We start from the raw sequence: 22,376 nt of genomic DNA, 5'->3' as shown, positions 1-22,376 counted from the left end.
TATATGTTAGTTTCTGTATTGATAAATAATTATAACTATGGGGAGTTTTTGAAGGAATGCATTGATTCTGTAGTTAATCAATCATATTCTAATATTGAAATAGTTGTTTATGATGATGGGTCTAGAGATGATTCTCTGACACTATTAAAAGAATACAAAGATAAAATAACTTTGATCGCTAAAGAGAATTATGGAAAGTCACCTAACATAAATCAAATGAATGCTATTTATAGGGCATTTTTAGAGGCAAAAGGCGATATTATTCTTTTATTGGATAGTGATGATTATTTTAAAAAAGACAAAGTTGAAAAAGTTGTCAATGTTTTTAAAGAGAATTCTGAAATTGAAATAGTTCAACATCTTTTAGAAGAGGTAGATCGTAAAGGAAAAGCACGTAATTCTATTGTACCCATTTTGAAAAAAGTAGGTAATCATAAAGATTATATTTTAACTAACAGTAGTCTCTCTCACTTATTTGTTCCAACAAGTGGTTTAGCCTTTAAAAAAACTTTTTTAGATAAGGCATTGCCTCTCAAGGAGGACGAAGCAACAAATCTATGGGCAGATACGAGGTTGATGTTATTAGGATCTATTACAACAAAAATCATAAATTTATACGAACCATTAACTTGTTATAGACAGCATGGAAATAATAATTTCGGAGGTATAGGTGATTTTTCAACGCATCAAAAATACTTAAAAGAGTTATTTGAATACTATAATAAAATAGCAGAAAATAATAACTTAATGACAATAGAATTTACTGAACAATCGTTTTTAGAAAATACTATTTTCTTTGAGATGATAGATATGAATGAAATAAATTCCTTTTTTATAGATGAAGCAAATAAAACATTCGAATATTGGATTTGGGGAGCTGGAGAAGCTGGACAAAGTGTATATCATGCTTTAAGAAATCGCAAATTTAGTATAATTGGGTTTATTGATAATGATCAAAAAAAGCAAGGTCAAATGATAATGGGACAGAAGGTGCATTCACCAGAGGACATTGTTTTTTCAGATAATATAAAAATACTAGTTTCCCCATACCATGCATATGAAAATATAGCAGATGAATTAAAAAAATATGCTTTGAATGAAGGGAAAAATTTCATCTCACCCTATAAAAAGAAAATATTATATTAAAAAACGAAAGAGGTTTATATGCATAGTATTTCAGTTGTTATACCAACCTTTAATGCAGAGAAGTTTATTGAAAAGTCAATTATGTGTATATTGAATCAAACTGTAAAAATCGATGAAATCATTATTATCGATGACTGTAGTTCAGACCAAACATGTGAAGTTGTAAAAGATTTATTGAAAGAGCACAGTACCATTAAATTAGTAGAACAAAAAGTAAATCAGGGTGCATCTAGTGCAAGAAATCAAGGCATTCATGAGGCGACTGGTGATTGGATCTTATTTTTAGATGCTGACGATGAATGTTCTGAAGTGCTAGTTGAAACTTATGTAGCTAAAATAAATGAAGTTAGAGAAGATATTTCAGTAATTTATACTGCTTATTATCAAATTGATGAACATTCTCATGTTATTTCTTCGCAACTGAGCGGTAAGCGCTTAAGTGCGATAGAGGGCTTTTGCGATATTTTAATAAGAAATCCTATTATTTCTCCTTCAGGTGTATTAGTGAATAAAAAGCGTTTACATGAATTGCATGGGTTTAATACGCAAATTAAGTATGTAGAAGATGTTGATCTGTGGGTGCGTCTTTTAGATAACAATTATTCAATCGAATATATTAATAAACCACTTTCATTTATTCGACGTCATTCAAATAATACTACCTCTAGTATGAGTACTTCACATAATGCAGAAAAGTTAATAATGGATCAATATGGTTTGGATTATATTAAAGAAAAACTTTATAAACGAAGTTATACAATGGAGAAAAATAGTTTAGATTTTGCTTTATTTTTAATTCGGTATAAGCAGTGGAAGCAATGCGAAAAATTGTTAGAAAATACTCGAGTTTTAGAAGATTCATCGCACTATGTGACCTATTGTTTCTTGAAATCTATTGTTTATATTGAAGATAAACGATTCAACGAGGCGTTGGCTGAATATGAAAAAATACTTGTTGCAGATGTAACCCACGGGGCAGCATTGAATAATTCGGGTGTTATTTATGCGATGAATGGCAATAAAGAAAAAGCAATTACTAATATGGAACAAGCTATGGTGCTATTTCCAGGCTATTTAGATGCTCAACATAATAAGATGCTGATAGAAAATGGTGAAACAGATAAATCACTTTATAGATTTACTTTGCGCGAACTAAGACCAGTATTATTATCATACAGTACAGACTAAGGAAATGTGGTGAAGAAAGTGAAACTAATTCTACTTTCAGGTGGATCTGGTACAAGACTATGGCCACTATCTAATGATTCGCGTGCAAAGCAGTTTCTTAAAGTGTTACAGAACGAGCAAACTGGCGAATTAGAGTCGATGGTGCAACGTGTGTATCGTCAATTGTCCAAGGTTGTTGCTGTGCAAGATATGATTGTGGCAACGAATGCTGCGCAAGTAGATATGTTACGCAATCAGTTAGGTGATATTCCAATTGTCGTAGAACCGGAAAGACGTGACACATATCCAGCAATCGCACTAGCATGTACGTACCTTTATTCGGTTTTAGGGATGAAGGAAGATGAGGTTGTTGGGGTCGTTTCAGTGGATGCTTTTGTCGATGTCGCTTTTTATCAACAAGTGAAGAAACTTGAACAGCTTGTGATGACAACCAATGCTGATATTGGCTTATTAGGGATAAAACCTACGTACCCCTCCTCTAAATATGGCTATTTAATACCAAAGCAATATACAGAATACATGCAAGTTGCCCGTTTTGTTGAAAAGCCATCTGAAGAAGCTGCGGAAGTATTAATAGGTAAAGGTGCTTATTGGAATAGTGGTGTATTTGCTTTCCCTTTAAAGTTACTATTAAATAAACTTAGCAAAGATGGATTTTCTAATTCATATGAAGAATTACTAGAGCATTTTTCAAGATTGACGAAAAATAGCTTTGATTATGAAATAGTAGAAAACCTAACTAAAATAACTGCTTTAACCTATGACGGTTATTGGAAAGATTTAGGAACTTGGAATACATTAACGGAAGAGATGTCCCAACAGGTTATAGGAAATGGTGGGTTAAGTGAGGATAGCCATAATACACATGTCGTAAATGAGCTTGATTTGCCTGTTAAAGTACTTGGGATTTCCAATGCAGTAGTTGCAGTTAGCGCGGATGGTATTTTAGTAACCGATAAGCCAGCAAGTTCACGAATGAAAGATATGCTGCATGATGGTTTATTTTCAAGACCGATGTATGAAGAACGTCGTTGGGGTTGGTATCGAGTGCTCGATGTTACGAGAAAAGATGGGCGCGAGATTTTAACGAAAAGACTTTGTGTTGAGGCAGGGAAAAACTTAAGTTATCAATATCATAACTATCGATCTGAAGTGTGGACCATTATTTCAGGAGATGCGATTTTTATTCTAGATGATGAAGTAAAGATGGTTTTACCTGGAGATGTACTAAGTATTCCACTTGGCTCGAAGCATTGTCTTTATGCATTGACGGATACAGAGCTAATTGAAGTACAAATGGGTGACCTTATAGTAGAAGAAGATATTGTGAGACTAGAAAAAGATTGGTCTGCGATAATGAAATCCATTCGTTAATATAAAGCAAAAAAGAAAAACGACTTTCAACATTCAACTGAAAGTCGTTTTTTCTGTTATGCTTAAGATATGGAGAAAATGATTATTTTACCGATAAAAATAATATAAGTATATGTAAGAAACCGAATATTTACGGAGGTTCTAAATGATTCGCTTTATTAAACTTAGAGAAGAACATCTTGAACAAGTTCTAGAATGGAGAACGCAGGAAGATGTCACTAAATTTATGAACACAGATATTGAAAAAGACATGAATAAACAGAGAGAGTGGTTTAGAAGAATTTCAAATTCTGAAACCGATGCTTATTGGATTATTGAAATAAAGGAAAAACCAGTAGGCGTAATTTCTTTAAATAATATAGATCATGTGAATAAAAGAACGAGTTGGGGTTTCTATATAGGGGAAGAAAAGTATCGCTTATATGGAGGTATTATCCCCCCTTACTTTTATAATTATATATTTTCAACCTATGACTTTCACAAAATCACTGCAGAAGTGATAGAAGGGAATAGTAATGTCATCAAGTTGAATTTTTTGCATGGTTATCGAATGGTCGGCGTATATAAAGATCATATTTTTAAAAATGGTTCATACATGGATTTAAATTTATTGGAGCTTTTAAAGGAAGATTGGCTAAAGCTAAATAAGTTCCAAAAGTATGTATGTGAATTTGAAAAGTGAAACTTAGAATTGGAGAATAAGTACATGAATAAATTACTATTAATCATTAATGAAATGCGAGAAGAAGCGGGGCATGAGTATATTGAATCTTTGGAAGCCTCTATGGATTTAAGAGAGGATTTAACTTTAGATTCTTTCATGTTAGCGGAATTAACAGTTCGAATTGAAGATGAGTTTGATGTAGATATTTTCGAAGACGGTATTGTTCAAACAATTGGTGAAATCATTGCTAAAATCGAAGGCGTATAACATGGAGAAGATTTTTTTAGTACATAATGAGATTGCCTATACCTATCAGAAATTGCTATTGGATTTGAACAACAAGGAAAATGAATCTCCTTATCTATATGTGAAGGACAATCACCCATACGATGTTTTTTTAGGGATTATTCATAGTTTGCTTTTTGACTATCCAATTGAAGTGTTAGATGGGGATTTTTCTGATAAAGAGATAATTGAATTGGGTAGTAATGTTAATGCATTAACATTGACGACAAAACTAAAAGAACGATTTAATTTTCAGAAGATAGATGAGGTTATGCAACGAATAAAAGATATAGAAAACTGGCAATTAACTCTTTATACATCTGGTACGACAGGGCGTCCTAAAAAGATGAGCCATTCTTTCCATACACTAACTAGAAACGTAAAGTTGCATAGGAAGTTTGACAATGATGTTTGGGCTTTTGCTTATAATCCAACTCATATGGCTGGGTTACAAGTATTTTTTCAAGCATTTCTCAATCAAAATACGTTGATTTATGTTTTTGGGGAGTCCATGAAAAGGGTATCTGAATTGATAGAGGACTATGAGGTAACTAATATTTCTGCCACAGCAACGTTTTATAGAAATGCTCTTCCTTATTTGCAAGGAAATACGTATTCGAAAGTTAAAAAAGTAACATTTGGCGGGGAAAAATTTGATTTGTTTTTAGAAGATAAGTTAAAGGATGTTTTTCCTAATGCAAAAATGATAAATATTTATGCATCGACGGAGGCAGGGAGTCTATTCACAGCACAAAGCGATACGTTTGAAATTAGGGAAGAACATCGGCGATGGGTGAAAATTACAACACAACAGGAATTATGTATACATTGTTCTTTGCTTGGTCATTCAGCTTCACTATCATTAGAGGATGAATGGTTTCATACAGGAGACTTGGTAGAAATGGTTGACGAAACACATTTTAAATTTCTCTCACGTCAATCGGATATGATCAATGTAGGGGGCTACAAAGTAAATCCGCTTGAAGTGGAAAATTTACTTGTTCAAGTACCAGGTGTTATCGATATTGTTGTGAAATCTAAAAAAAATAGTGTTACAGGGGAACTGCTTGTCGCGGATGTTATAAAAGGTGATGATGCGGATGAAAAAGAGCTGAAAAGAGAACTAAAACAATTTGCAGCTACTCATTTACAAGAATGGAAAGTGCCTCGCATTATTAAGTTCGTAGACGAACTACCTAGTACACGAACTGGAAAGAAGGTCAGAACATGAAGTGGATTATTGTGACGGGCGATTCAAGAGGTGTTGGAAGAGAAATTGTACATCAGATACTAGCTGAAACAGATTTTGGCGTTATTGGCATTAGTCGTTCAAGTGAAGAAGCTGCTGGTGAGCTGTTAACAAAATACCCAGACCGTTTCAAACCACTTTCTTATGATTTAACAGATGTGGATGGTATAAAGCCATTATATAGGGAAAAGATTCGTAAAATAGGACCAATCTACGGACTTGTTAATAATTCAGCAATGGCCTATGACGATATTGTTTCTAACCTGAATGTACAACAATTGCAGACAATGTTCCAAGTGAATGTATTTGCAGCTATGCACTTATCGAAATATGCGATTAGAGATATGTTATTGCATAAAACACAAGGCTCCATTGTGCATATATCCTCTATCAGTGCTCATACAGGATATAAAGGCTTGAGCATGTATGCGGCAACAAAGGGAGCAATAGAGGCATTTTCTAAAAATACGGCTAGAGAATGGGGCAGCAAAGGAATCCGTTCTAACTGTGTTGTACCAGGTTTTATGGAAACAAGTATGAGTACAACATTGACAGAAGACCAAAAAGCACGTATTTACCAAAGAACATCTTTGAAAAAGGAAACGGATATATCAAGTGTAGCGAGTACAGTACTTTTCTTACTTTCAGATCAAGCAAAGTCGATTACAGGTACAGTTGTTCATGTTGATAATGGAACAATATAATAGAGATTTCTATGTAAATGTAGGGTGTGATTATTTGAAAACAATTGTTATTATTCAAGCAAGAATGGGGTCAACCAGACTTCCAGGGAAGATTCTAAAACCACTAGGAGAGTCAGAAGTACTGACGTATGTAACAAAGCGTTGTTTGCAAATCAATGGCGTGCAAGACGTCATTGTTGCAACTACAGCATCAACACAAGATGATGCGATTGTTTCTTGGTGCTTAGAACATAATATTAAATGTTTCCGTGGTTCAGAGAACGATGTATTATCTCGCTTTGTAGATTGTGCGAATGAATATGAGCCTGATTATGTAATGCGTGTGACATCGGACTGTCCATTTGTAGACTATGAAATGGCCTCTGAAATGATCGCTATTATGTCAAAAGAGCGCAAAGATATTGTGTTAGTAGACGGTGAGCTACCACGTGGTCTAGCAGTTGAGTTAATTTCATATTCATCGCTGCTGAAAATAAATGAAATAGGACAAGAACAGCGTCATCGCGAACATGTAACGTACTATGCCTATGAATTTAAGGAACAGTTTGAAGCAATTACATATAAAGTTCCAGTGAACCGCCGAGCACCAGATCTTCGTATTACATTGGATACAGATCCTGACTATGAGCTAATTCGAGTAGTGGCAGGATATTTTAATGATCCACTTGTCTCAAGTGTAGCTGTCATTGATTACTTAAAGGGTATACCTGAAGTTGCAAAGTTAAATGCACATATTGAACAAAAGCCGGTGATATAAATTGAACATCGTAATTCGTGCAGATGCTTCTACTAAAATTGGTAGTGGACATGTGATGCGCTGCTTAACTATTGCAATAGAGCTTAGAAAAAAAGGTCATGAAGTATTCTTTTGGATGAAAGAGTTGCCAGGAGATATGCGAGCAACTGTTCAATCTAAAGGTTTTGCAATTATTACTGAAATGAAAAAAGCAGATATGTGTATTATCGATCATTATGATATTGATATAGAATGGGAAAGAAAAATCCGACCGTTTGTAAAAAAAATGGTTGTCATTGATGATTTGGCTAATCGTAAACATGACTGTGATCTATTATTAGATCAAAATGTCGTTCCAAACTATGAGCATCGTTATGATGACTTAGTTCCAGTACATTGTGTGAAATTATTAGGACCAAGATATTTAATTATGAGAGAAGAATTTATTCGAGAAAGAAAAAGCCTTCCAAATAAACAGGGTGAAGTCAATCGCCTTCTTATCTTTATGGGGGGGAGTGATCCAACGAGTGAAACATTGAAAGTGTTAAAAGCATTAGCGCAACAACAAGTTATTAAACACGTAGATGTCGTTGTTGGTAATAGTAATCCTCATAAAACTGAAATTGAAGGCATTTGTATGAAGGCGGGTTATCACTTCCATTGCCAAATAGATTATTTAGCTTCTTTGATGGTGAAAGCTGATTTTTCTATAGGAGCTGGGGGAAGTGCTACTTGGGAACGCTGCTTTGTTGGTTTACCTTCATCAAGCACTGTTGTTGCAGAAAATCAACGTATTTCAACAGAAACTGCAGAAAAGTTAGGTGTAATATGGAACTTAGGGTGGCATGAACAAGTAACTGTGGATACATATAAAGATCTACTTTGGTCCTTAAAAGGTAAAAAAGAATTATTAATAAACATGCGCAATGCCGGATTAAAGTTAACGAAGCAATCAGGAGGGGCGAAATCTTGGTTGGCTGCAATTTTGGAGGTAACGAAATGATTCAAATAGGGGATAAAAAGATAGGACGTAAGGAAAAGCCATTTATAATTGCTGAAATGTCAGGTAATCATAATCAATCACTTGAGCGTGCATTAAAAATAGTGGATCTAGCAGCTGAGGCTGGAGCAGATGCAGTGAAATTACAGACATATACACCAGATACGATGACTTTGGATATTCATACAGGTGAATTTTTTATCGAAAGTGATACAAACTTGTGGAAAGGACAATCTCTCTATAATTTATACAAAGAAGCCTATACGCCCTGGGAATGGCATGAAGCTATTTTTAATCGATGTAAGGAACATGGGATGGTTGCTTTCAGTTCACCATTTGATGAAACAGCAGTAGATTTTTTAGAAACCTTGAATGTGCCTGCTTATAAAATTGCTTCATTTGAAAATGTAGATATTCCTTTGATTAAAAAAGTAGCAGCAACTGGTAAGCCCATTATTATCTCAACTGGGATGGCGTCGATTGCAGAATTAGATGAGGCAGTACAAGCGGTTAATTCTCAAGAGAATGAGCAAATTATTTTATTGAAATGTACAAGTACATACCCTGCGACACCAGAAAATTCAAATATTTCTACGATTCCACATATGAAAAAATTGTTTGGGACAGAGATAGGTTTATCTGACCATACAATGGGGATTGGTGTATCTGTAGCTGCCGTAACATTAGGTGCGGTTGTTATAGAAAAGCATTTTACGATATCTCGTGCAGACGGTGGTGTAGATTCTGTATTCTCTTTAGAGCCAAATGAACTAAAAATGCTAGTGGAAGAGACGGAACGAGCATGGAGCAGTTTGGGCACAGTTACCTACGGACCTACAAGCGTGGAAAAACCATCTCTTGAATATCGCAGGTCACTTTACATAGGAAAAGATTTAAAAGCTGGTGATGTATTAACGAAAGAAAATCTCCGTGTTGTACGTCCGGGATATGGACTTGCACCAAAATATTTCGAGTTGATGGTAGGTAAGAAAGTAAAAATAGATGTATTAAAAGGGACACCTTTAACTTTTGATATATTACTATAAGGACTGATAGCATGAATAAACGTTCAACCTTTTTATCATATGGAAAACAGTCAATTGACGAAGCTGACATTGAGGCTGTAGTAGAAACATTACGGTCGCCTTTTTTAACGCAAGGACCTAAAGTTGAGGAATTTGAAAAATCGGTAGCAGACTACGTAGGTGCAAAGTATGCAGTAGCATTTTCAAATGGTACTGCAGCCTTACATGGTGCTTGTCATGCTGCAGGTATTGAAGCTGGTGATGAAGTTATTACAACGCCAATAACCTTTGCTGCGACATCAAATGCAGTTTTGTATTGTGGTGGAACACCTGTATTTGCAGACATAGATGCACAGACGTATAATATTGATCCAAAAGAAATTAAGAAGAATATTACCTCTAAGACAAAGGCTATTATACCCGTGGATTTTACTGGCCAACCGGTAAACTTAGACGAAATAATGACTATTGCAGAGGAACATAAACTTATTGTAATAGAAGATGGCGCCCATTCATTTGGTGCTAGCTATAAAGGTCGAAAAGTTGGTTCACAAGCACATATGACGATGTTTAGTTTTCATCCAGTGAAACCAATTACTACTGCAGAAGGTGGAGTAATCACTACTAACTCTGAAGAATATTATGAAAAATTAAAGCTTTTCCGTAGTCATGGAATATCTAAAACCCCTTATGCGGCGGAGCAAGGTGATTGGTACTATGAAATGACCGAACTTGGTTTCAATTATCGTATGACAGATATGCAAGCAGCGTTAGGGTTATCGCAAATGAAAAAAATAGATAAATTTATTAATAGTCGCCGTGAAATAGCTGATATGTATAATGAGGCTTTAGATCAATTTCCTGGTGTAAAATTACCAAAACAGTTAGATGGAACAAAATCAGGTTGGCATTTGTACATAATTCAGCTGAACCAAACCGTACTAAATAAAACTCGAAAAGAAATATTTAATGAAATGCGAACATGTAATATTGGTGTCCATGTGCATTATATTCCTGTTTACTGGCATCCTTATTACGAACAACTGGGGTTTACTAAAGGGATATGTAATGTAGCAGAGAGTTGGTATGAAGGTGCGTTAACATTACCGATATTCCCTGGTATGGAAAAATTAGATGTAAATAATGTGATTGAAATATTAAAAAGTGCATTGAATAAATAATTTTATAGAAAATTAATTCACTGAAGAAGGAGGCACTAGGCACTAAAACAGGCAATTTGCCACAAAAAATATGATGCAATTGAACAATTCAGATGGATATATCAAAATGAAAACATGATTTATCGTTGACCTTTTCCTTAAGCATTAATTCATCACTTGTAGCCTATTTTGAAAGCGACTTTTCTGTTTCTCGTAAACGAATTGTTGCTTTTTAGTGTTTATGTTTATTTCATATTTACCAACTTCTAATAACACATAATTTTAATTCCTTTTTCTTTAAAAGTGAAATTTCCCAAAATGCTTCCGATAATACCCATAAGTACATGAAATGTTTAGGGGGTTGGATAGGATGCGTATTGCAACGCAAGGGCAAACAATAGAGACACCGACTGCTTCAAATAATACGAGGGTGGCAAGCTTAGAAGTGACAACAGAGCCTACTGTCACTAAGCAAAAAGTTGAAAAACAAAATGTTGCACCAGAAGAGCAAGAAATATCAAAAGAAAAATTACAACAAGCTGTAGAAATAGTGAACGAATTTTTGCAAATAAATCATAGTTCTTCGAAATTTGTACTGCATGATGGCTTAAATCGTTATTTTGTACAAGTGGTAGATGCGCAAACAGAAGAAGTCGTGAAAGAAATACCAGCTAGAAAGCTATTAGATGCATTTTATGAAATGCAAAAACTTTTAGGTATGATTGTAGACGAAAAAATTTAAGGATAAATTAGGAGGAACAAGATATGGTAAACAGAATTGGCGGTTTAGCCTCAGGGATGGATATTGATGCTTTAGTAGCAAAGTTAATGCAAGCTGAAAAATCACCTCTTTTCAAATTACAACAGAAAAAAACTACGTATGAATGGCAACGAGATGCGTATCGAGGAATTAATACAAAACTGAAAACATTTGATACGTATATTGCGGACAATTTAATTTTAAAAAGTATGAAGTCAAAAACAGCCACAGTTTCCAATAGCACATACGCTTCTGCTACAGCAACACCCAGTGCTTCTGGATCACTTGCGCTTGAAGGTGTTTCTCAACTTGCGAGTGCAGCACGCGGTCTCGGTGATCAAATTAACGCTACGTCCAATACTAAGTTAAGCGAACTTGGCATTGGTAGTGGGGTAATAAAATTGAACGCTATTAAACCAGACGGAACGATGCCAACAGAGGGTACTGAAATTGTTATTGATGAATCCATGACAATTTCAAAATTTGTGGAAAAAATTAACGATAGTAATGCGGGTGTTAGTGCATTATTTGAAAATGGTCGCCTATCTATTACTGCAAAGAATACAGGTGATAATAAAAATGGAGCTGAGGTTCAAGTCACAGCTGGAGCAGATATTTTTAGTAAGCTTGGGTTCACGTCACTTACTGGACAGACCTCTGGTGATTTAGCGCAAGGTGGGAAGAATGCAATTTTCCAAGTGAACGGCATCGCTACTGAGCGTGCTTCAAATACATTTACAATTTCTGGATACAACATTACGTTAAAAGAAACGTTTAACGCTGGAGGTACGATAAACTCTATGTTAACGTTGTCATTTAATGAAAGAAAAAATGCTGCAGTCGATTTACCTGCTAAAGAATCAGCGTTCGATACGAAAAAGCAGGCTCATGCTGACGCTACAGATGTTTATAATCTAGCTAAAGCTAGGTTATCGAGTAGTTTAAACGATGCTCAAAAGGTACTTTATTCGGAACTTGCTTTGGAAACTAGGCCACTTCTAGCAGAACTAAATTACAATCAAATTACGAAACTTGCTGAAATAGATTTCACGGATGAAGAAGCTGCAAGGGTAGCTATTGCAAATCTTACAGATGCTGATGGTTTTACACCCGCGCTAAAAGAAGCATTAAGCAAGATAGAGATTGGTGACTTAGAAGAAATTTCTGATTTGTCAGAAGGTGATTTTAATGCAATTTCTAAAGTTGAAAAGTTAGAAAAAACATTTGCAACCTTGAATAAGGCAATGTTACAAGGTTTATCAGGTTTAGGACAAGGAATAGAGGACGCACTTAAAACTGTAGATTTATCAGCAGAAAATCCATTCGAAAATTTACCTGATGGGCCTGTGAAAGAGAAGTTAAAGTCATTAGACAAGGGAACACTTGAAGCTTTACAAAGCTTAAGTGGACCTGAAATCGAGGTCTTATCAGTAGCAGCTGATGCGCAAATCAAATTAACATCAGCTAAAACCGAGATGGACCAAGCCGATTCAGCATATAAAGCTGCTATAACAAGAAATGCTAATGCAGAAGCAAACTATAAGCAATTATATAAAGAGAACATTTTCAAAGGGGACGAAGCTGATTTTGAGGCAGCTTATCAAAATCATATAGCAAATGATACAACACCCCCACAAATAACTCCTGATCCATCGACAGTTTCTCCAGTTACCATAACATCTACTACCAACGTGGATGAGATGATGAATAAAATTAAAGAATTCGTTACTACTTACAATGGCTTAATTAAGGATTTGAGCGAACAAACAAAAGAAACAAAATATCGTTCCTTTGCACCTTTAACTGATGAACAAAGAAAAGATATGTCAGAAAGCGAGATTAAGCTTTGGGAAGAAAAGGCAAAAAGTGGATTGTTACGTAGCGATACTATTTTAAGAAGTGGACTTGCTGGTATGCGGGCATTGATTTACGAAGCAAATCCAGCTGTTTCTAATCAGAAATTTAATACACTCTTTAATGTAGGTATTACGACAACTAAGAACTATAGTGATGGTGGTCAATTAGAAATAAATGAAAATAAATTACGTAAAGCACTTGAAGAAGATCCAGATGCTGTAGCAGCATTATTCGTAAATCTTGATGGTGCAAAAGATAGTACCGTTACAGTAACGGATAAAGACGGAAATATTTCCACTAAAGAAGCAGATACACGAGGCTACCTGCAAAAATTACGTAGTTCTATGGATAGTTTTAAGATTGATATAGAGAAAAAAGCGGGGCATATTTCTTCTACAGAGCAATCCTACTCAATCGGTAAAAACATAGTAGACGCAAACAAACGCATAGATACTTGGCAAGAAAAACTTAAAAATATTGAAGCTCGCTACTGGAAGCAATTCTCAGCCATGGAACAAGCGATAAATAAAGCAAATTCGCAATCAAGTATGTTCATGCAAGGATTAGGAGCATAAGACTTTTAATAAAGCTAGAGTAGGAGAATTATATGCAGCCAACAGAACAACTATTGCAGGTTTCTGCTAATCTATATAAACTTTTAGGGGAAATCCCCAATAGTGAAGAACGTGATAGCTACATTGACAACATTAATGCAATGTTGGATAAGCGTGGAATTTTTATTAAACGCTTGCAGGAAGAGAACTTTAAGTTCGATGCTCAGAATCGCATTCATCGTACGTTATTAGAACTTGATAACGGTATTAAAGAACGATTATCTGCTGTAATGGATGCTGTAAAACAGGATATGACAAACCTACAAAAAACGAAAAAAAGTGAAGAACAATACTTCAATCCATACTCAAATGTGCGTGTTATGGATGGTATGTATTATGACAAAAAGAATTAATAAATACCTATTAGCTTTTCTTCGTTAAATGGTTTAAAATAGTAAATAAGTAACCTTTAAAAGGAGTTGTCCTTTATTGGCAGCAAATTTAACAGCCCAAAACGCGTATAAACAAAACAGTGTTACTACTGCTTCACCTGGTGATCTTACGTTAATGCTTTATAATGGATGTTTAAAGTTCTTGCATAAAGCAAAACAAGCAATACTAGAAAAAGATGTCCAAGAAAAAAACACAAATCTATTAAAAGCACAGGCAATCATCAGCGAGCTTATGGCAACACTCAATATGGACATAGAAGTGTCAAAAAATATGTTTGCCCTCTATGAATATATGAATCGTCGTTTAATAGAAGCGAATATCCAAAGTGATGTTACGATCATTGAAGAAGTTGAAGGTTTGGTGACGGAATTCCGTGATACTTGGAAAGAAGTTATTCGCATTAATCGACAACAACAATTCGGAAGTGGCAATAACGGACAAATTTAAGAAAAATAGAGACCATCATCAATTGATGGTCTCTTTTGTTATATGAAGATAGACCTAAACTTAGAACATGTTCATAAAAAAACTCTATAATTCCTAAAGCCTTTCAAAGGTAGACAGAGGCATAAGCCTATATAGTCATAATTTGGTTCATATTACGGTAAAATATGTTACTTATTCCCTCTAGATGTAAATCGTGCATTCGTGTCATAATCAAGCTAAATAAATGTTTGAAAAAGTATTGGGGTGGGAAAATGATATTTAAGCGTCAAGAAGGCTTTCGATTTAAATTCGATGAGCCTGTTAAAATGACTTTCGCGATATATGAAGATGGCAGAGTCAATAATTCACAAACTGCAATGGCGGACTTGCTCGATGTGAGTCCAAGAGGTTTAAAGATGTTTACTGAGGTAGATTTAGGGGTGAACCCGCCACCTCTGGATTTACATTTTATTCTTGATACAAGAGAAATACGTGCTTATGGAGAAATCATCTGGAGTCGCCCGTTTGCTAGCGGTAAGTATTATGGTGTGTATTTTAATAATCAAGGACCACTTGAAGACTTTATTATCGAAGAGCTGAAGTCTCGCCGTAAAAAAGAAGCAGCAGAGGCAAAAATAAAAAATAATTCGTAAAATTTTTGTTAAAAAAAGAATTAATTTAGAGGAATTTCACACACTTGTGTAGAAATATAAAGTATAGCAGTTATAAAGGAGGAGTTTACATGTTAAACTTTAACATTCGCGGTGAAAATATTGAGGTAACTCCAGCTATTCGAGAGTATGTTGAGAATAAGGTTGAAAAAGTTGAGCGTTATTTTAACGAAGATATTAATGCCAACGCCAACGTAAATTTAAAGGTTTATAATGACAGGCAAACAAAAGTGGAAGTGACAATTCCCATGAAAAACTTAACGCTTCGTGCAGAAGAACGTCACAATGATATGTACGCAGCGGTTGACTTAATTGTCGATAAATTAGAACGTCAAATTCGTAAACATAAAACAAAGGTAAACCGTAAATTCCGTGAGCGTGAAGGTGCAGGCATTTATTTTGCTACTTCGCAGGCTACGGTGGATACAACAACAGATGAAGAAGAATACTCAATTGTTCGTACAAAACAATTTGATTTAAAACCGATGGATCATGAAGAAGCGGTTTTACAGATGAATATGCTAGGGCATGATTTCTATATCTTTACGGATGCAGAATCAAACGGTACAAACATTGTTTACAAACGTAAAGATGGCAAATACGGCTTGATTGAAACAACTTAATAGTCTTAAGGCTCTCGCGATTGCGAGGGCTTTTTTTGGTTCTATAATATTTGTTGGGGTAACCATACAATTTAAGATGGAGGTGGATGTCCCCGACACTCCTGCTGAAAAACTGGCTAGTCAAGACCCCGCAGTGTTTGTGTCAAAAAATCGAGGAGGCTTGGAATCAGTCGGCGGAAAGGGAGGGGCAGTCGCCGGAACCTTTGGAGAAGCTTCACATTGTGCCTCATCCAACACTTGATGTAGAACCTTTTTTATGCGCTTTCGTCACGTAATAGAGAGACTGTTTGCATGAAGATGTTAGACAATGGTAAAATGAAAGTTGAGACTATATAGGAAGTGAAAAAATTCATGGCAAACCTATTAAATAAATTATTTGATTTCAATAAACGTGAGTTAAAAAAATTAGAAAAAATCGCTGACCAAGTAGAGGGATTCGCTTCTCAAATGGAACAGCTTTCAGATGATCAATTACAAGCGAAAACAGAAGAATTTAAACAACGTTATGCAGATGGCGAAGATTTAGAGTCGCTTCGTGCCGAAGCTTTTGCTGTGAGTCGTGAAGCATCGAAACGTGTATTAGGGATGTATCCATTCCGCGTGCAAATTATGGGAGCGGCTTCACTGGATGAGGGTAATATTTCGGAGATGAAAACCGGTGAAGGTAAAACTTTAACAGCTACGATGGCCGTTTATCTCAATGCGCTTACTGGTAAAGGTGTGCATGTTGTAACAGTCAACGAATACTTGGCTAGTCGTGATGCTGCGGAAATGGGCGAGTTGTACAACTTCTTAGGGCTGTCGGTTGGTTTAAACTTGAATAGCTTATCAAAAGAAGAAAAACGTGCGGCTTATGAGGCAGATATAACGTATGGCACGAATAATGAACTGGGCTTCGACTATTTACGTGATAATATGGTGCTCTATAAAGAAGAACGTGTACAGCGTCCGCTTCATTATGCTGTCATCGATGAGGTTGACTCCATTTTAATCGATGAAGCGCGTACGCCATTAATTATTTCGGGGCAGGCTGGTAAATCAGCGCAATTGTACAAGCAGTCCAATGCATTTGTACGTATGTTAAGTGCAGATACGGATTACACATATGAAGAGTCAACAAAGGGTGTTACGTTAACAGATGCAGGTGTGGAAAAAGCGGAAAAGGCATTCGGTATCGACAATCTGTTTGATTTAACACATGTACGTTTAAACCATGCTATTAATCAATCGTTAAAGGCGCATGTCAGTATGCATAATGATGTAGACTATGTGGTTCAAGAGGGCGAAATCGTCATTGTTGATGGCTTTACGGGTCGTCTTATGAAAGGACGCCGCTATTCTGATGGTCTGCACCAGGCAATTGAGGCTAAAGAGGGCGTTGAGATTCAAAATGAATCGATGACAATGGCCACAATTACGTTCCAAAACTTTTTCCGTATGTATCAAAAACTTGCTGGTATGACTGGTACAGCAAAAACAGAGGAAGAGGAATTCCGTAATATTTACAATATGAGTGTTATCGCGATTCCAACGAATAAGCCGATTGCACGTGATGACCGTGCGGATTTGATTTTTGCTTCTATGGAAGGGAAATATAAAGCGGTCGCAGCAGATATTGCAGAGCGTCATAAAGTTGGACAACCCGTTCTTGTTGGTACTGTAGCAATTGAAACATCTGAAATTATTTCCAACTTATTAAATAAACATAAAATCCCACATAACGTATTAAATGCGAAAAACCACGAGCGTGAGGCAGAAATTATTGCGAATGCTGGTGAAAAAGGTGCGGTAACCATTGCTACGAATATGGCTGGTCGTGGTACAGATATTAAACCAGGTGAAGGCGTAATGGAAATCGGTGGATTAGCGGTAATCGGTACAGAGCGTCATGAATCTCGCCGTATCGATAATCAGTTACGTGGACGTTCTGGTCGTCAAGGAAATCCAGGGGTTACTCAATTCTACTTGTCTCTTGAAGATGATTTAATGCGTCGATTTGGCTCTGATAACATGAAGTCGATGATGATGAAGTTAGGTATGGACGATTCTCAGCCGCTTCAATCAAAAGTTGTTTCGAAGGCTGTAGAATCCGCACAAAAACGTGTTGAGGGCAATAACTTCGATGCACGTAAACGTTTATTACAATATGACGATGTTTTACGTCAGCAACGTGAGATTATTTATAAAGAACGTTATGATGTCTTAGAAACGGAAAATATGCGTGAACTTGTAGAGTCGATGATTCAAGAAACAATCGACAATATTGTCGGACTGTATACGCAAGGTGAGCAAAAGGACTGGAACTTAAAAGCAATTGAGGACTTTGTTGCTGCGAACCTATTAGAAGAAGGTAATTTGAAGGCTGCGGATTTACAAGGTAAGTCTATCGAAGAAATTATTGCATTAATCTCGGATGCTGTGCATATTCGCTATGATGAAAAAGAAGTTGAACTTACTCCAGAACGTATGCGTGAGTTTGAGAAGGTTATTTTATTGCGTTCGATTGATACGAAGTGGATTGATCATATTGATGCGATGGATCAGCTACGTCAAGGTATTCATTTACGTGCATATGGCCAAAATGACCCGCTACGCGAATATCAACAAGAAGGTTTTGCTATGTTTGAGGATATGGTCGCTTCGATTCGCGAAGATGTAGCAAAATATGCAATGAAGGCAGAAATTCGTAGTAACCTAGAACGTGAAGAGGTTGCTAAAGGTCAGGCTGTTAATCCGAAAGAGGATGGTTCGCCAGCACCGAAAAAGCAACCTGTACGCAAGGCTGAAAATATTGGTCGTAATGATTTATGTCCATGTGGAAGCGGCAAAAAGTTTAAAAATTGCCATGGTGCAGGACAATAAGTTACTATCTACAAAAAAAGATCAATTCAACATTTCGTTGAATTGGTCTTTTTTCGTCTCTTCACTCGATGAAACAATTGACCGTGTTTTAGGTGAAAAAAGGGCTAAATAGTCAGAATTGGTAGACAATTAAAGGTTTGCAGTATACAATAACTGTAACAATAGGTATTTAGTTCAATTAATCAGTATGATTTATATCTCTTGATTATCCATTATTAACCAAAGTTAACTGGTTAAATTGGTACGTTGTAAGTATTAAGTTGTTCATTATATATATAACTTACCTTGTTGAATAGGGTGATTTATGGGTAGATGTACAAAATACTTGAGTAATGAAGTCGTGCCAAGACCACTTGAGGAAATATTTTGGCGTATTCCGATATATGTTTGTTAATTGAAAATATAAACATAATATTTAAAGGAGGAGTATCAATGCATTCTAATAGTGAAGATATAATGAGTAGTGAAACAATGCTGTACATGCCTGAGTATGATACCTTTGGAAACTTGTGTACGCGTGTCATTGAACGGGATTATCAATATTTATCGAAATTAAAGCCAACGCAATTAATGGACTTTAATCTCCGTTATTATGGATCAAGTTTGCGTGGGGCTTTTGATGGGTCAAAGATGATTCTAGGTAAGCTCAATAAGAATCCAATTGTTGTGCATGAACGATTTAATATTTTATGGTTTCCAAGTAAGTCTCCCTTACATCCAGATTGTATTTGGTTCGCAGTACATCATATTGATGACTATACAGCAGTTGATAAAAAGCAGACAAAAGTGACGTTTATGAATGGCAAGGAAATTATTGTTGATGTAAGTGCTAAGTCGTTTGAATATCGGATACAAAGAGCTTTTTTATTGAAGTATAAATTAGAGAAACGAACGAAGCATCTACTCGTTCAATATGACCGTGTCAAAATATTTCAGCGCATGATGACGGGCTCTTTGTTAGAAGATGAAGCAAAGAAAGATGAAAAATAGATGATCTTTATTACACATACTAGCACAGAGAATGTGTAATAGTATGTGTATTTTCTTTTGTTCAAAATTCTGAAGTGTTGAAAAAAGTATGTTTTCCGAAATAAAAACGCTATAATAGAAAGATACGGATTTCTATATGTAGAAATCCATTAAAAATGTTCGGAGGATTTAACGATGATCGAATTAGCAGATGTACGTAACGCGTTAGACAATACAGCCAAAAAATTGGCGGACTTCAGGGGGTCTCTTTGACTTAGAAAACAAAGAGGCACGTATTCAGGAGTTAGATGAAATGATGTTAGAGCCAGGCTTTTGGGATGATCAACAAGGAGCACAAGTGGTCATTAATGAAGGGAACGGCTTAAAGGCTATCGTAAATGAATATAAAGAATTAGTGGATACACATGAAAACTTAGATATGACATTAGAATTATTGCGCGAAGAGCCAGATGAGGAATTACAAGAGGAGCTAGGCAAAGAGCTTATGGAATTCCAACAAAAGATAGCAGATTTTGAGTTGCAATTATTATTGAGTGGTCCTTATGATCAAAACAATGCGATTTTAGAGCTTCATCCAGGTGCTGGTGGAACAGAATCACAAGATTGGGGCTCAATGTTGCTTCGTATGTATACACGTTGGGCTGAAAAACGTGGTTTTAAGGTCGAAACAGTGGATTATTTGCCAGGTGACGAAGCAGGGATTAAATCAGTGACATTATCCATAAAGGGGCATAATGCTTACGGTTATTTACAGGCTGAAAAGGGCGTGCACCGTTTAGTACGTATTTCTCCGTTCGATTCTTCTGGTCGTCGTCATACATCATTTGTATCATGTGATGTGATGCCAGAGTTTGATGATAATATTGAAGTGGATATTCGCACAGAGGATTTAAAGATCGATACGTACCGTGCAACAGGTGCTGGTGGTCAGCATATTAATACGACAGATTCAGCGGTTCGTATTACGCACGTTCCTACTGGTACAGTCGTACAATGTCAGGCAGAGCGTTCGCAGATTAAAAACCGTGAAAAAGCAATGACGATGTTAAAAGGGAAATTATATCAATTGGAAATTGACAAGCAACAAGCTCAACTTGATGAAATTCGTGGTGAGCAAAAGGAAATAGGCTGGGGCTCTCAAATTCGTTCATATGTATTCCATCCTTATTCAATGGTTAAGGATCATCGTACAAGCGAAGAAACAGGTAATGTAGGCGCGGTGATGGATGGAGATTTAGATCCATTTATTAATGCATATTTACGTTCAAGAATCGGATAATGGAAATACCTCAGATGCATAGTGCTTCTGAGGTATTTTTTTGGATTGACTTAAATCATCCTAGTGGTGCTTTATGGCTGATTTATTAAAATGGTGGGTGGTATGGAGCGTCCTGGCTAAGCTGCTTTCGCTCTCCCATATAATGTTTATAGAGCATAGAGGCATTGACAAATTGTTTGCTAATAGATGCATATGTAATGGTAAGTTCAATGTGCATACCATTTTTTAGTGTGACGATACAGCCGATTTCATTTGGTATAATATTGGATATGGCATGTAGGCCTATCCATGTATTGTGTATAGAATTTGGTGAATAGGTTGGTAGGAAAATACAAGGAAAGCCATAATCATAGGCCACGACTATCGGCAGTTTATGTTGATTGCCAAAGAAACGTTTTGCAGAATACTTTGCTGCTTCATAGGTTGTTCCCAGTGATAGGCAAGATTTACGCAAAACATGCATTGGCTTGCGTGTGACAATAAGTTCGTTATGCTTGTCGATTACTCGTGTGAAAATTTTAGAGTCATGCTGAATAGGCTGTAACAAATACGTATTAAATGACATTAGATAACCATTAACATAGTTTGTTGACATATATGTAGTGCCTCCTTCTTCTATTTGTTAGCTGTAGTTTATAACACAAAATAAGATTCGGAAAATATAGTTAAGAGTCAAAAACCTTAGATAAAACAGTCAATTTCTTAGAAGAAATGTGTTAAAAAACACTAGAAATATAACGAATCGAATTGATTTTCATTTCTTAAGCATTGCATTTTAGTTTCAATTTTCTTATAATTTAGAAAAGGATCGAGGTGAGATCGTTGGATAAATATTATTCGTATACAGATTTTCTAAAAGCCGTTGGTCATTCAAAGGTTGATGAGGAAGAGAAATTATTGAACGAGATTTATTTAGATTTATTTTTAAATCGTATCCAGCGTATACATCGTGAGGAACAGCTTATTGTTTTGATAGATAGAGCACTTGATGAAAAAGATGAAAAAGCATTTTATCTATACGCAACTGAACTAGAAGTATTACACCAAGTAGTAAGTGAATAATATGACGAGCCCGCTCTCCAATAATTGGAGGGCGGATTTTTTTATGATTAACTTGAAGTCATACCGTGTGTATTTGACTAATCAATCGCGGGTAAACGAACAGATTTCGCGGGTATTTCACCAAACATCGCGTGTATTTAAGCTCATTTCGCGGGTAAACAAGTAGCATTCGCGGGTATTCCACCAATCACCGCGAGTATGTAAACCCACACTACGGCTATCATGATAAATTCAGGGAGTAATTTCCATTCAAAACGTCAATGATAGAAGGATGATACGAAAGTGAAGAAACCAGTAAATGAAAAAAT

At 35.9% G+C, this 22,376-nt stretch carries 22 protein-coding genes; 21 read left to right on the top strand and 1 reads right to left on the bottom strand.

The features are described 5' to 3' along the window. Positions 1-3: 3 nt before the first annotated feature. From ACQKII_RS02045 to prfB, 20 genes are all read left to right on the top strand, one after another. Positions 4-1,146, top strand: a complete 1,143-nt coding sequence (locus ACQKII_RS02045) for a glycosyltransferase (protein WP_427455848.1) — start codon at positions 4-6, stop codon at positions 1,144-1,146. A gap of 18 nt (positions 1,147-1,164) precedes the next feature. Continuing rightward, complete coding sequence (locus ACQKII_RS02040; protein WP_427455846.1) at positions 1,165-2,334, top strand: glycosyltransferase; 1,170 nt, start codon at positions 1,165-1,167, stop codon at positions 2,332-2,334. Between the two features lie 18 nt (positions 2,335-2,352). Next, positions 2,353-3,708 carry a sugar phosphate nucleotidyltransferase gene (locus ACQKII_RS02035; RefSeq protein WP_427455844.1) on the top strand — a complete coding sequence of 452 codons (1,356 nt, stop codon included), beginning with the start codon at positions 2,353-2,355 and terminating at the stop codon, positions 3,706-3,708. A gap of 145 nt (positions 3,709-3,853) precedes the next feature. Continuing rightward, the gene (gene pseH, locus ACQKII_RS02030; protein ID WP_427455842.1) at positions 3,854-4,390 is read left to right on the top strand and encodes a UDP-4-amino-4,6-dideoxy-N-acetyl-beta-L-altrosamine N-acetyltransferase; all 537 of its coding nucleotides are present in this window, start codon (positions 3,854-3,856) and stop codon (positions 4,388-4,390) included. A 24-nt stretch (positions 4,391-4,414) separates the two neighbouring features. Next, entirely contained in the window at positions 4,415-4,639 is a 225-nt protein-coding gene (locus tag ACQKII_RS02025; RefSeq protein WP_427455840.1) for a phosphopantetheine-binding protein, read from the top strand. Between the two features lies 1 nt (position 4,640). Further along, complete coding sequence (locus tag ACQKII_RS02020; protein ID WP_427455838.1) at positions 4,641-5,888, top strand: class I adenylate-forming enzyme family protein; 1,248 nt, start codon at positions 4,641-4,643, stop codon at positions 5,886-5,888. Then, positions 5,885-6,610, top strand: coding sequence for an SDR family NAD(P)-dependent oxidoreductase (locus tag ACQKII_RS02015; protein WP_427455836.1), 726 nt, complete (start codon positions 5,885-5,887; stop codon positions 6,608-6,610). The genes ACQKII_RS02020 and ACQKII_RS02015 overlap by 4 nt, the downstream gene beginning before the upstream one ends. Positions 6,611-6,644: 34 nt before the next feature. Next, positions 6,645-7,367, top strand: coding sequence for a cytidylyltransferase domain-containing protein (locus tag ACQKII_RS02010; protein ID WP_427455834.1), 723 nt, complete (start codon positions 6,645-6,647; stop codon positions 7,365-7,367). Between the two features lies 1 nt (position 7,368). Further along, positions 7,369-8,349, top strand: coding sequence for a UDP-2,4-diacetamido-2,4,6-trideoxy-beta-L-altropyranose hydrolase (gene pseG / locus ACQKII_RS02005; RefSeq protein ID WP_427455832.1), 981 nt, complete (start codon positions 7,369-7,371; stop codon positions 8,347-8,349). After that, a complete protein-coding gene (gene pseI / locus ACQKII_RS02000; protein WP_427455830.1) occupies positions 8,346-9,392 on the top strand; it encodes a pseudaminic acid synthase in 1,047 nt (348 codons plus the stop codon). The genes pseG and pseI overlap by 4 nt, the downstream gene beginning before the upstream one ends. Before the next feature lie 11 nt (positions 9,393-9,403). Further along, complete coding sequence (gene pseC, locus ACQKII_RS01995; protein WP_427455828.1) at positions 9,404-10,552, top strand: UDP-4-amino-4,6-dideoxy-N-acetyl-beta-L-altrosamine transaminase; 1,149 nt, start codon at positions 9,404-9,406, stop codon at positions 10,550-10,552. A gap of 349 nt (positions 10,553-10,901) precedes the next feature. Next, a complete protein-coding gene (locus tag ACQKII_RS01990) occupies positions 10,902-11,273 on the top strand; it encodes a flagellar protein FlaG (protein ID WP_427455826.1) in 372 nt (123 codons plus the stop codon). Positions 11,274-11,296: 23 nt separating this feature from the next. Further along, positions 11,297-13,723 carry a flagellar filament capping protein FliD gene (gene fliD / locus ACQKII_RS01985; protein WP_427455824.1) on the top strand — a complete coding sequence of 809 codons (2,427 nt, stop codon included), beginning with the start codon at positions 11,297-11,299 and terminating at the stop codon, positions 13,721-13,723. Between the two features lie 32 nt (positions 13,724-13,755). Then, positions 13,756-14,115, top strand: coding sequence for a flagellar protein FliT (locus ACQKII_RS01980; RefSeq protein WP_427455822.1), 360 nt, complete (start codon positions 13,756-13,758; stop codon positions 14,113-14,115). A gap of 76 nt (positions 14,116-14,191) precedes the next feature. Beyond that, positions 14,192-14,602 carry a flagellar export chaperone FliS gene (fliS, locus tag ACQKII_RS01975; RefSeq protein WP_427455820.1) on the top strand — a complete coding sequence of 137 codons (411 nt, stop codon included), beginning with the start codon at positions 14,192-14,194 and terminating at the stop codon, positions 14,600-14,602. A 251-nt stretch (positions 14,603-14,853) separates the two neighbouring features. Continuing rightward, on the top strand, positions 14,854-15,234 hold the full coding sequence (locus ACQKII_RS01970; RefSeq protein WP_427455818.1) for a PilZ domain-containing protein: 381 nt from the start codon (positions 14,854-14,856) through the stop codon (positions 15,232-15,234). Positions 15,235-15,323: 89 nt separating this feature from the next. Further along, complete coding sequence (gene hpf, locus ACQKII_RS01965; RefSeq protein WP_427455816.1) at positions 15,324-15,875, top strand: ribosome hibernation-promoting factor, HPF/YfiA family; 552 nt, start codon at positions 15,324-15,326, stop codon at positions 15,873-15,875. A gap of 351 nt (positions 15,876-16,226) precedes the next feature. Next, complete coding sequence (secA, locus tag ACQKII_RS01960) at positions 16,227-18,737, top strand: preprotein translocase subunit SecA (RefSeq protein WP_427455814.1); 2,511 nt, start codon at positions 16,227-16,229, stop codon at positions 18,735-18,737. Positions 18,738-19,169: 432 nt separating this feature from the next. Then, on the top strand, positions 19,170-19,727 hold the full coding sequence (locus ACQKII_RS01955) for a competence protein ComK (RefSeq protein ID WP_427455812.1): 558 nt from the start codon (positions 19,170-19,172) through the stop codon (positions 19,725-19,727). A gap of 177 nt (positions 19,728-19,904) precedes the next feature. Continuing rightward, a protein-coding gene (gene prfB / locus ACQKII_RS01950; RefSeq protein WP_427455917.1) for a peptide chain release factor 2 occupies positions 19,905-21,006 on the top strand; the annotation gives its coding sequence in 2 pieces (ribosomal slippage) (positions 19,905-19,976 and positions 19,978-21,006; 1,101 coding nt in all). Between the two features lie 85 nt (positions 21,007-21,091). Here the strand turns inward: prfB and ACQKII_RS01945 are convergent. Next, complete coding sequence (locus tag ACQKII_RS01945; RefSeq protein ID WP_427455810.1) at positions 21,092-21,601, bottom strand: competence protein ComK; 510 nt, start codon at positions 21,599-21,601, stop codon at positions 21,092-21,094. A gap of 227 nt (positions 21,602-21,828) precedes the next feature. On the opposite strand from ACQKII_RS01945, the gene ACQKII_RS01940 reads away from it, so the two are divergent. Continuing rightward, the gene (locus tag ACQKII_RS01940; RefSeq protein ID WP_427455809.1) at positions 21,829-22,068 is read left to right on the top strand and encodes an IDEAL domain-containing protein; all 240 of its coding nucleotides are present in this window, start codon (positions 21,829-21,831) and stop codon (positions 22,066-22,068) included. The last annotated feature ends 308 nt before the right edge of the window (positions 22,069-22,376 follow it).

The organism is Lysinibacillus sp. NPDC048646 (assembly GCF_050272295.1).
In the GTDB taxonomy this organism is placed as follows: Bacteria; Bacillota; Bacilli; order Bacillales_A; family Planococcaceae; genus Lysinibacillus.
This window is presented reverse-complemented; position numbering and strand designations above follow the sequence as displayed.

What these genes read in the sequence shown, in the direction of transcription:
- ACQKII_RS01980 (WP_427455822.1), top strand. Translation starts at nt 13,756, where the DNA reads ATGCAGCCAACAGAACAACTATTGCAGGTTTCTGCTAATCTATATAAA.
- ACQKII_RS01970 (WP_427455818.1), top strand. Translation starts at nt 14,854, where the DNA reads ATGATATTTAAGCGTCAAGAAGGCTTTCGATTTAAATTCGATGAGCCT.
- ACQKII_RS02020 (WP_427455838.1), top strand. Translation starts at nt 4,641, where the DNA reads ATGGAGAAGATTTTTTTAGTACATAATGAGATTGCCTATACCTATCAG.
- pseI (WP_427455830.1), top strand. Translation starts at nt 8,346, where the DNA reads ATGATTCAAATAGGGGATAAAAAGATAGGACGTAAGGAAAAGCCATTT.
- ACQKII_RS02040 (WP_427455846.1), top strand. Translation starts at nt 1,165, where the DNA reads ATGCATAGTATTTCAGTTGTTATACCAACCTTTAATGCAGAGAAGTTT.
- ACQKII_RS01945 (WP_427455810.1), bottom strand. Translation starts at nt 21,601, where the DNA reads ATGTCAACAAACTATGTTAATGGTTATCTAATGTCATTTAATACGTAT.
- ACQKII_RS02015 (WP_427455836.1), top strand. Translation starts at nt 5,885, where the DNA reads ATGAAGTGGATTATTGTGACGGGCGATTCAAGAGGTGTTGGAAGAGAA.
- ACQKII_RS01990 (WP_427455826.1), top strand. Translation starts at nt 10,902, where the DNA reads ATGCGTATTGCAACGCAAGGGCAAACAATAGAGACACCGACTGCTTCA.
- fliD (WP_427455824.1), top strand. Translation starts at nt 11,297, where the DNA reads ATGGTAAACAGAATTGGCGGTTTAGCCTCAGGGATGGATATTGATGCT.
- ACQKII_RS01955 (WP_427455812.1), top strand. Translation starts at nt 19,170, where the DNA reads ATGCATTCTAATAGTGAAGATATAATGAGTAGTGAAACAATGCTGTAC.
- secA (WP_427455814.1), top strand. Translation starts at nt 16,227, where the DNA reads ATGGCAAACCTATTAAATAAATTATTTGATTTCAATAAACGTGAGTTA.
- ACQKII_RS02045 (WP_427455848.1), top strand. Translation starts at nt 4, where the DNA reads ATGTTAGTTTCTGTATTGATAAATAATTATAACTATGGGGAGTTTTTG.
- pseH (WP_427455842.1), top strand. Translation starts at nt 3,854, where the DNA reads ATGATTCGCTTTATTAAACTTAGAGAAGAACATCTTGAACAAGTTCTA.
- hpf (WP_427455816.1), top strand. Translation starts at nt 15,324, where the DNA reads ATGTTAAACTTTAACATTCGCGGTGAAAATATTGAGGTAACTCCAGCT.
- ACQKII_RS02025 (WP_427455840.1), top strand. Translation starts at nt 4,415, where the DNA reads ATGAATAAATTACTATTAATCATTAATGAAATGCGAGAAGAAGCGGGG.
- pseC (WP_427455828.1), top strand. Translation starts at nt 9,404, where the DNA reads ATGAATAAACGTTCAACCTTTTTATCATATGGAAAACAGTCAATTGAC.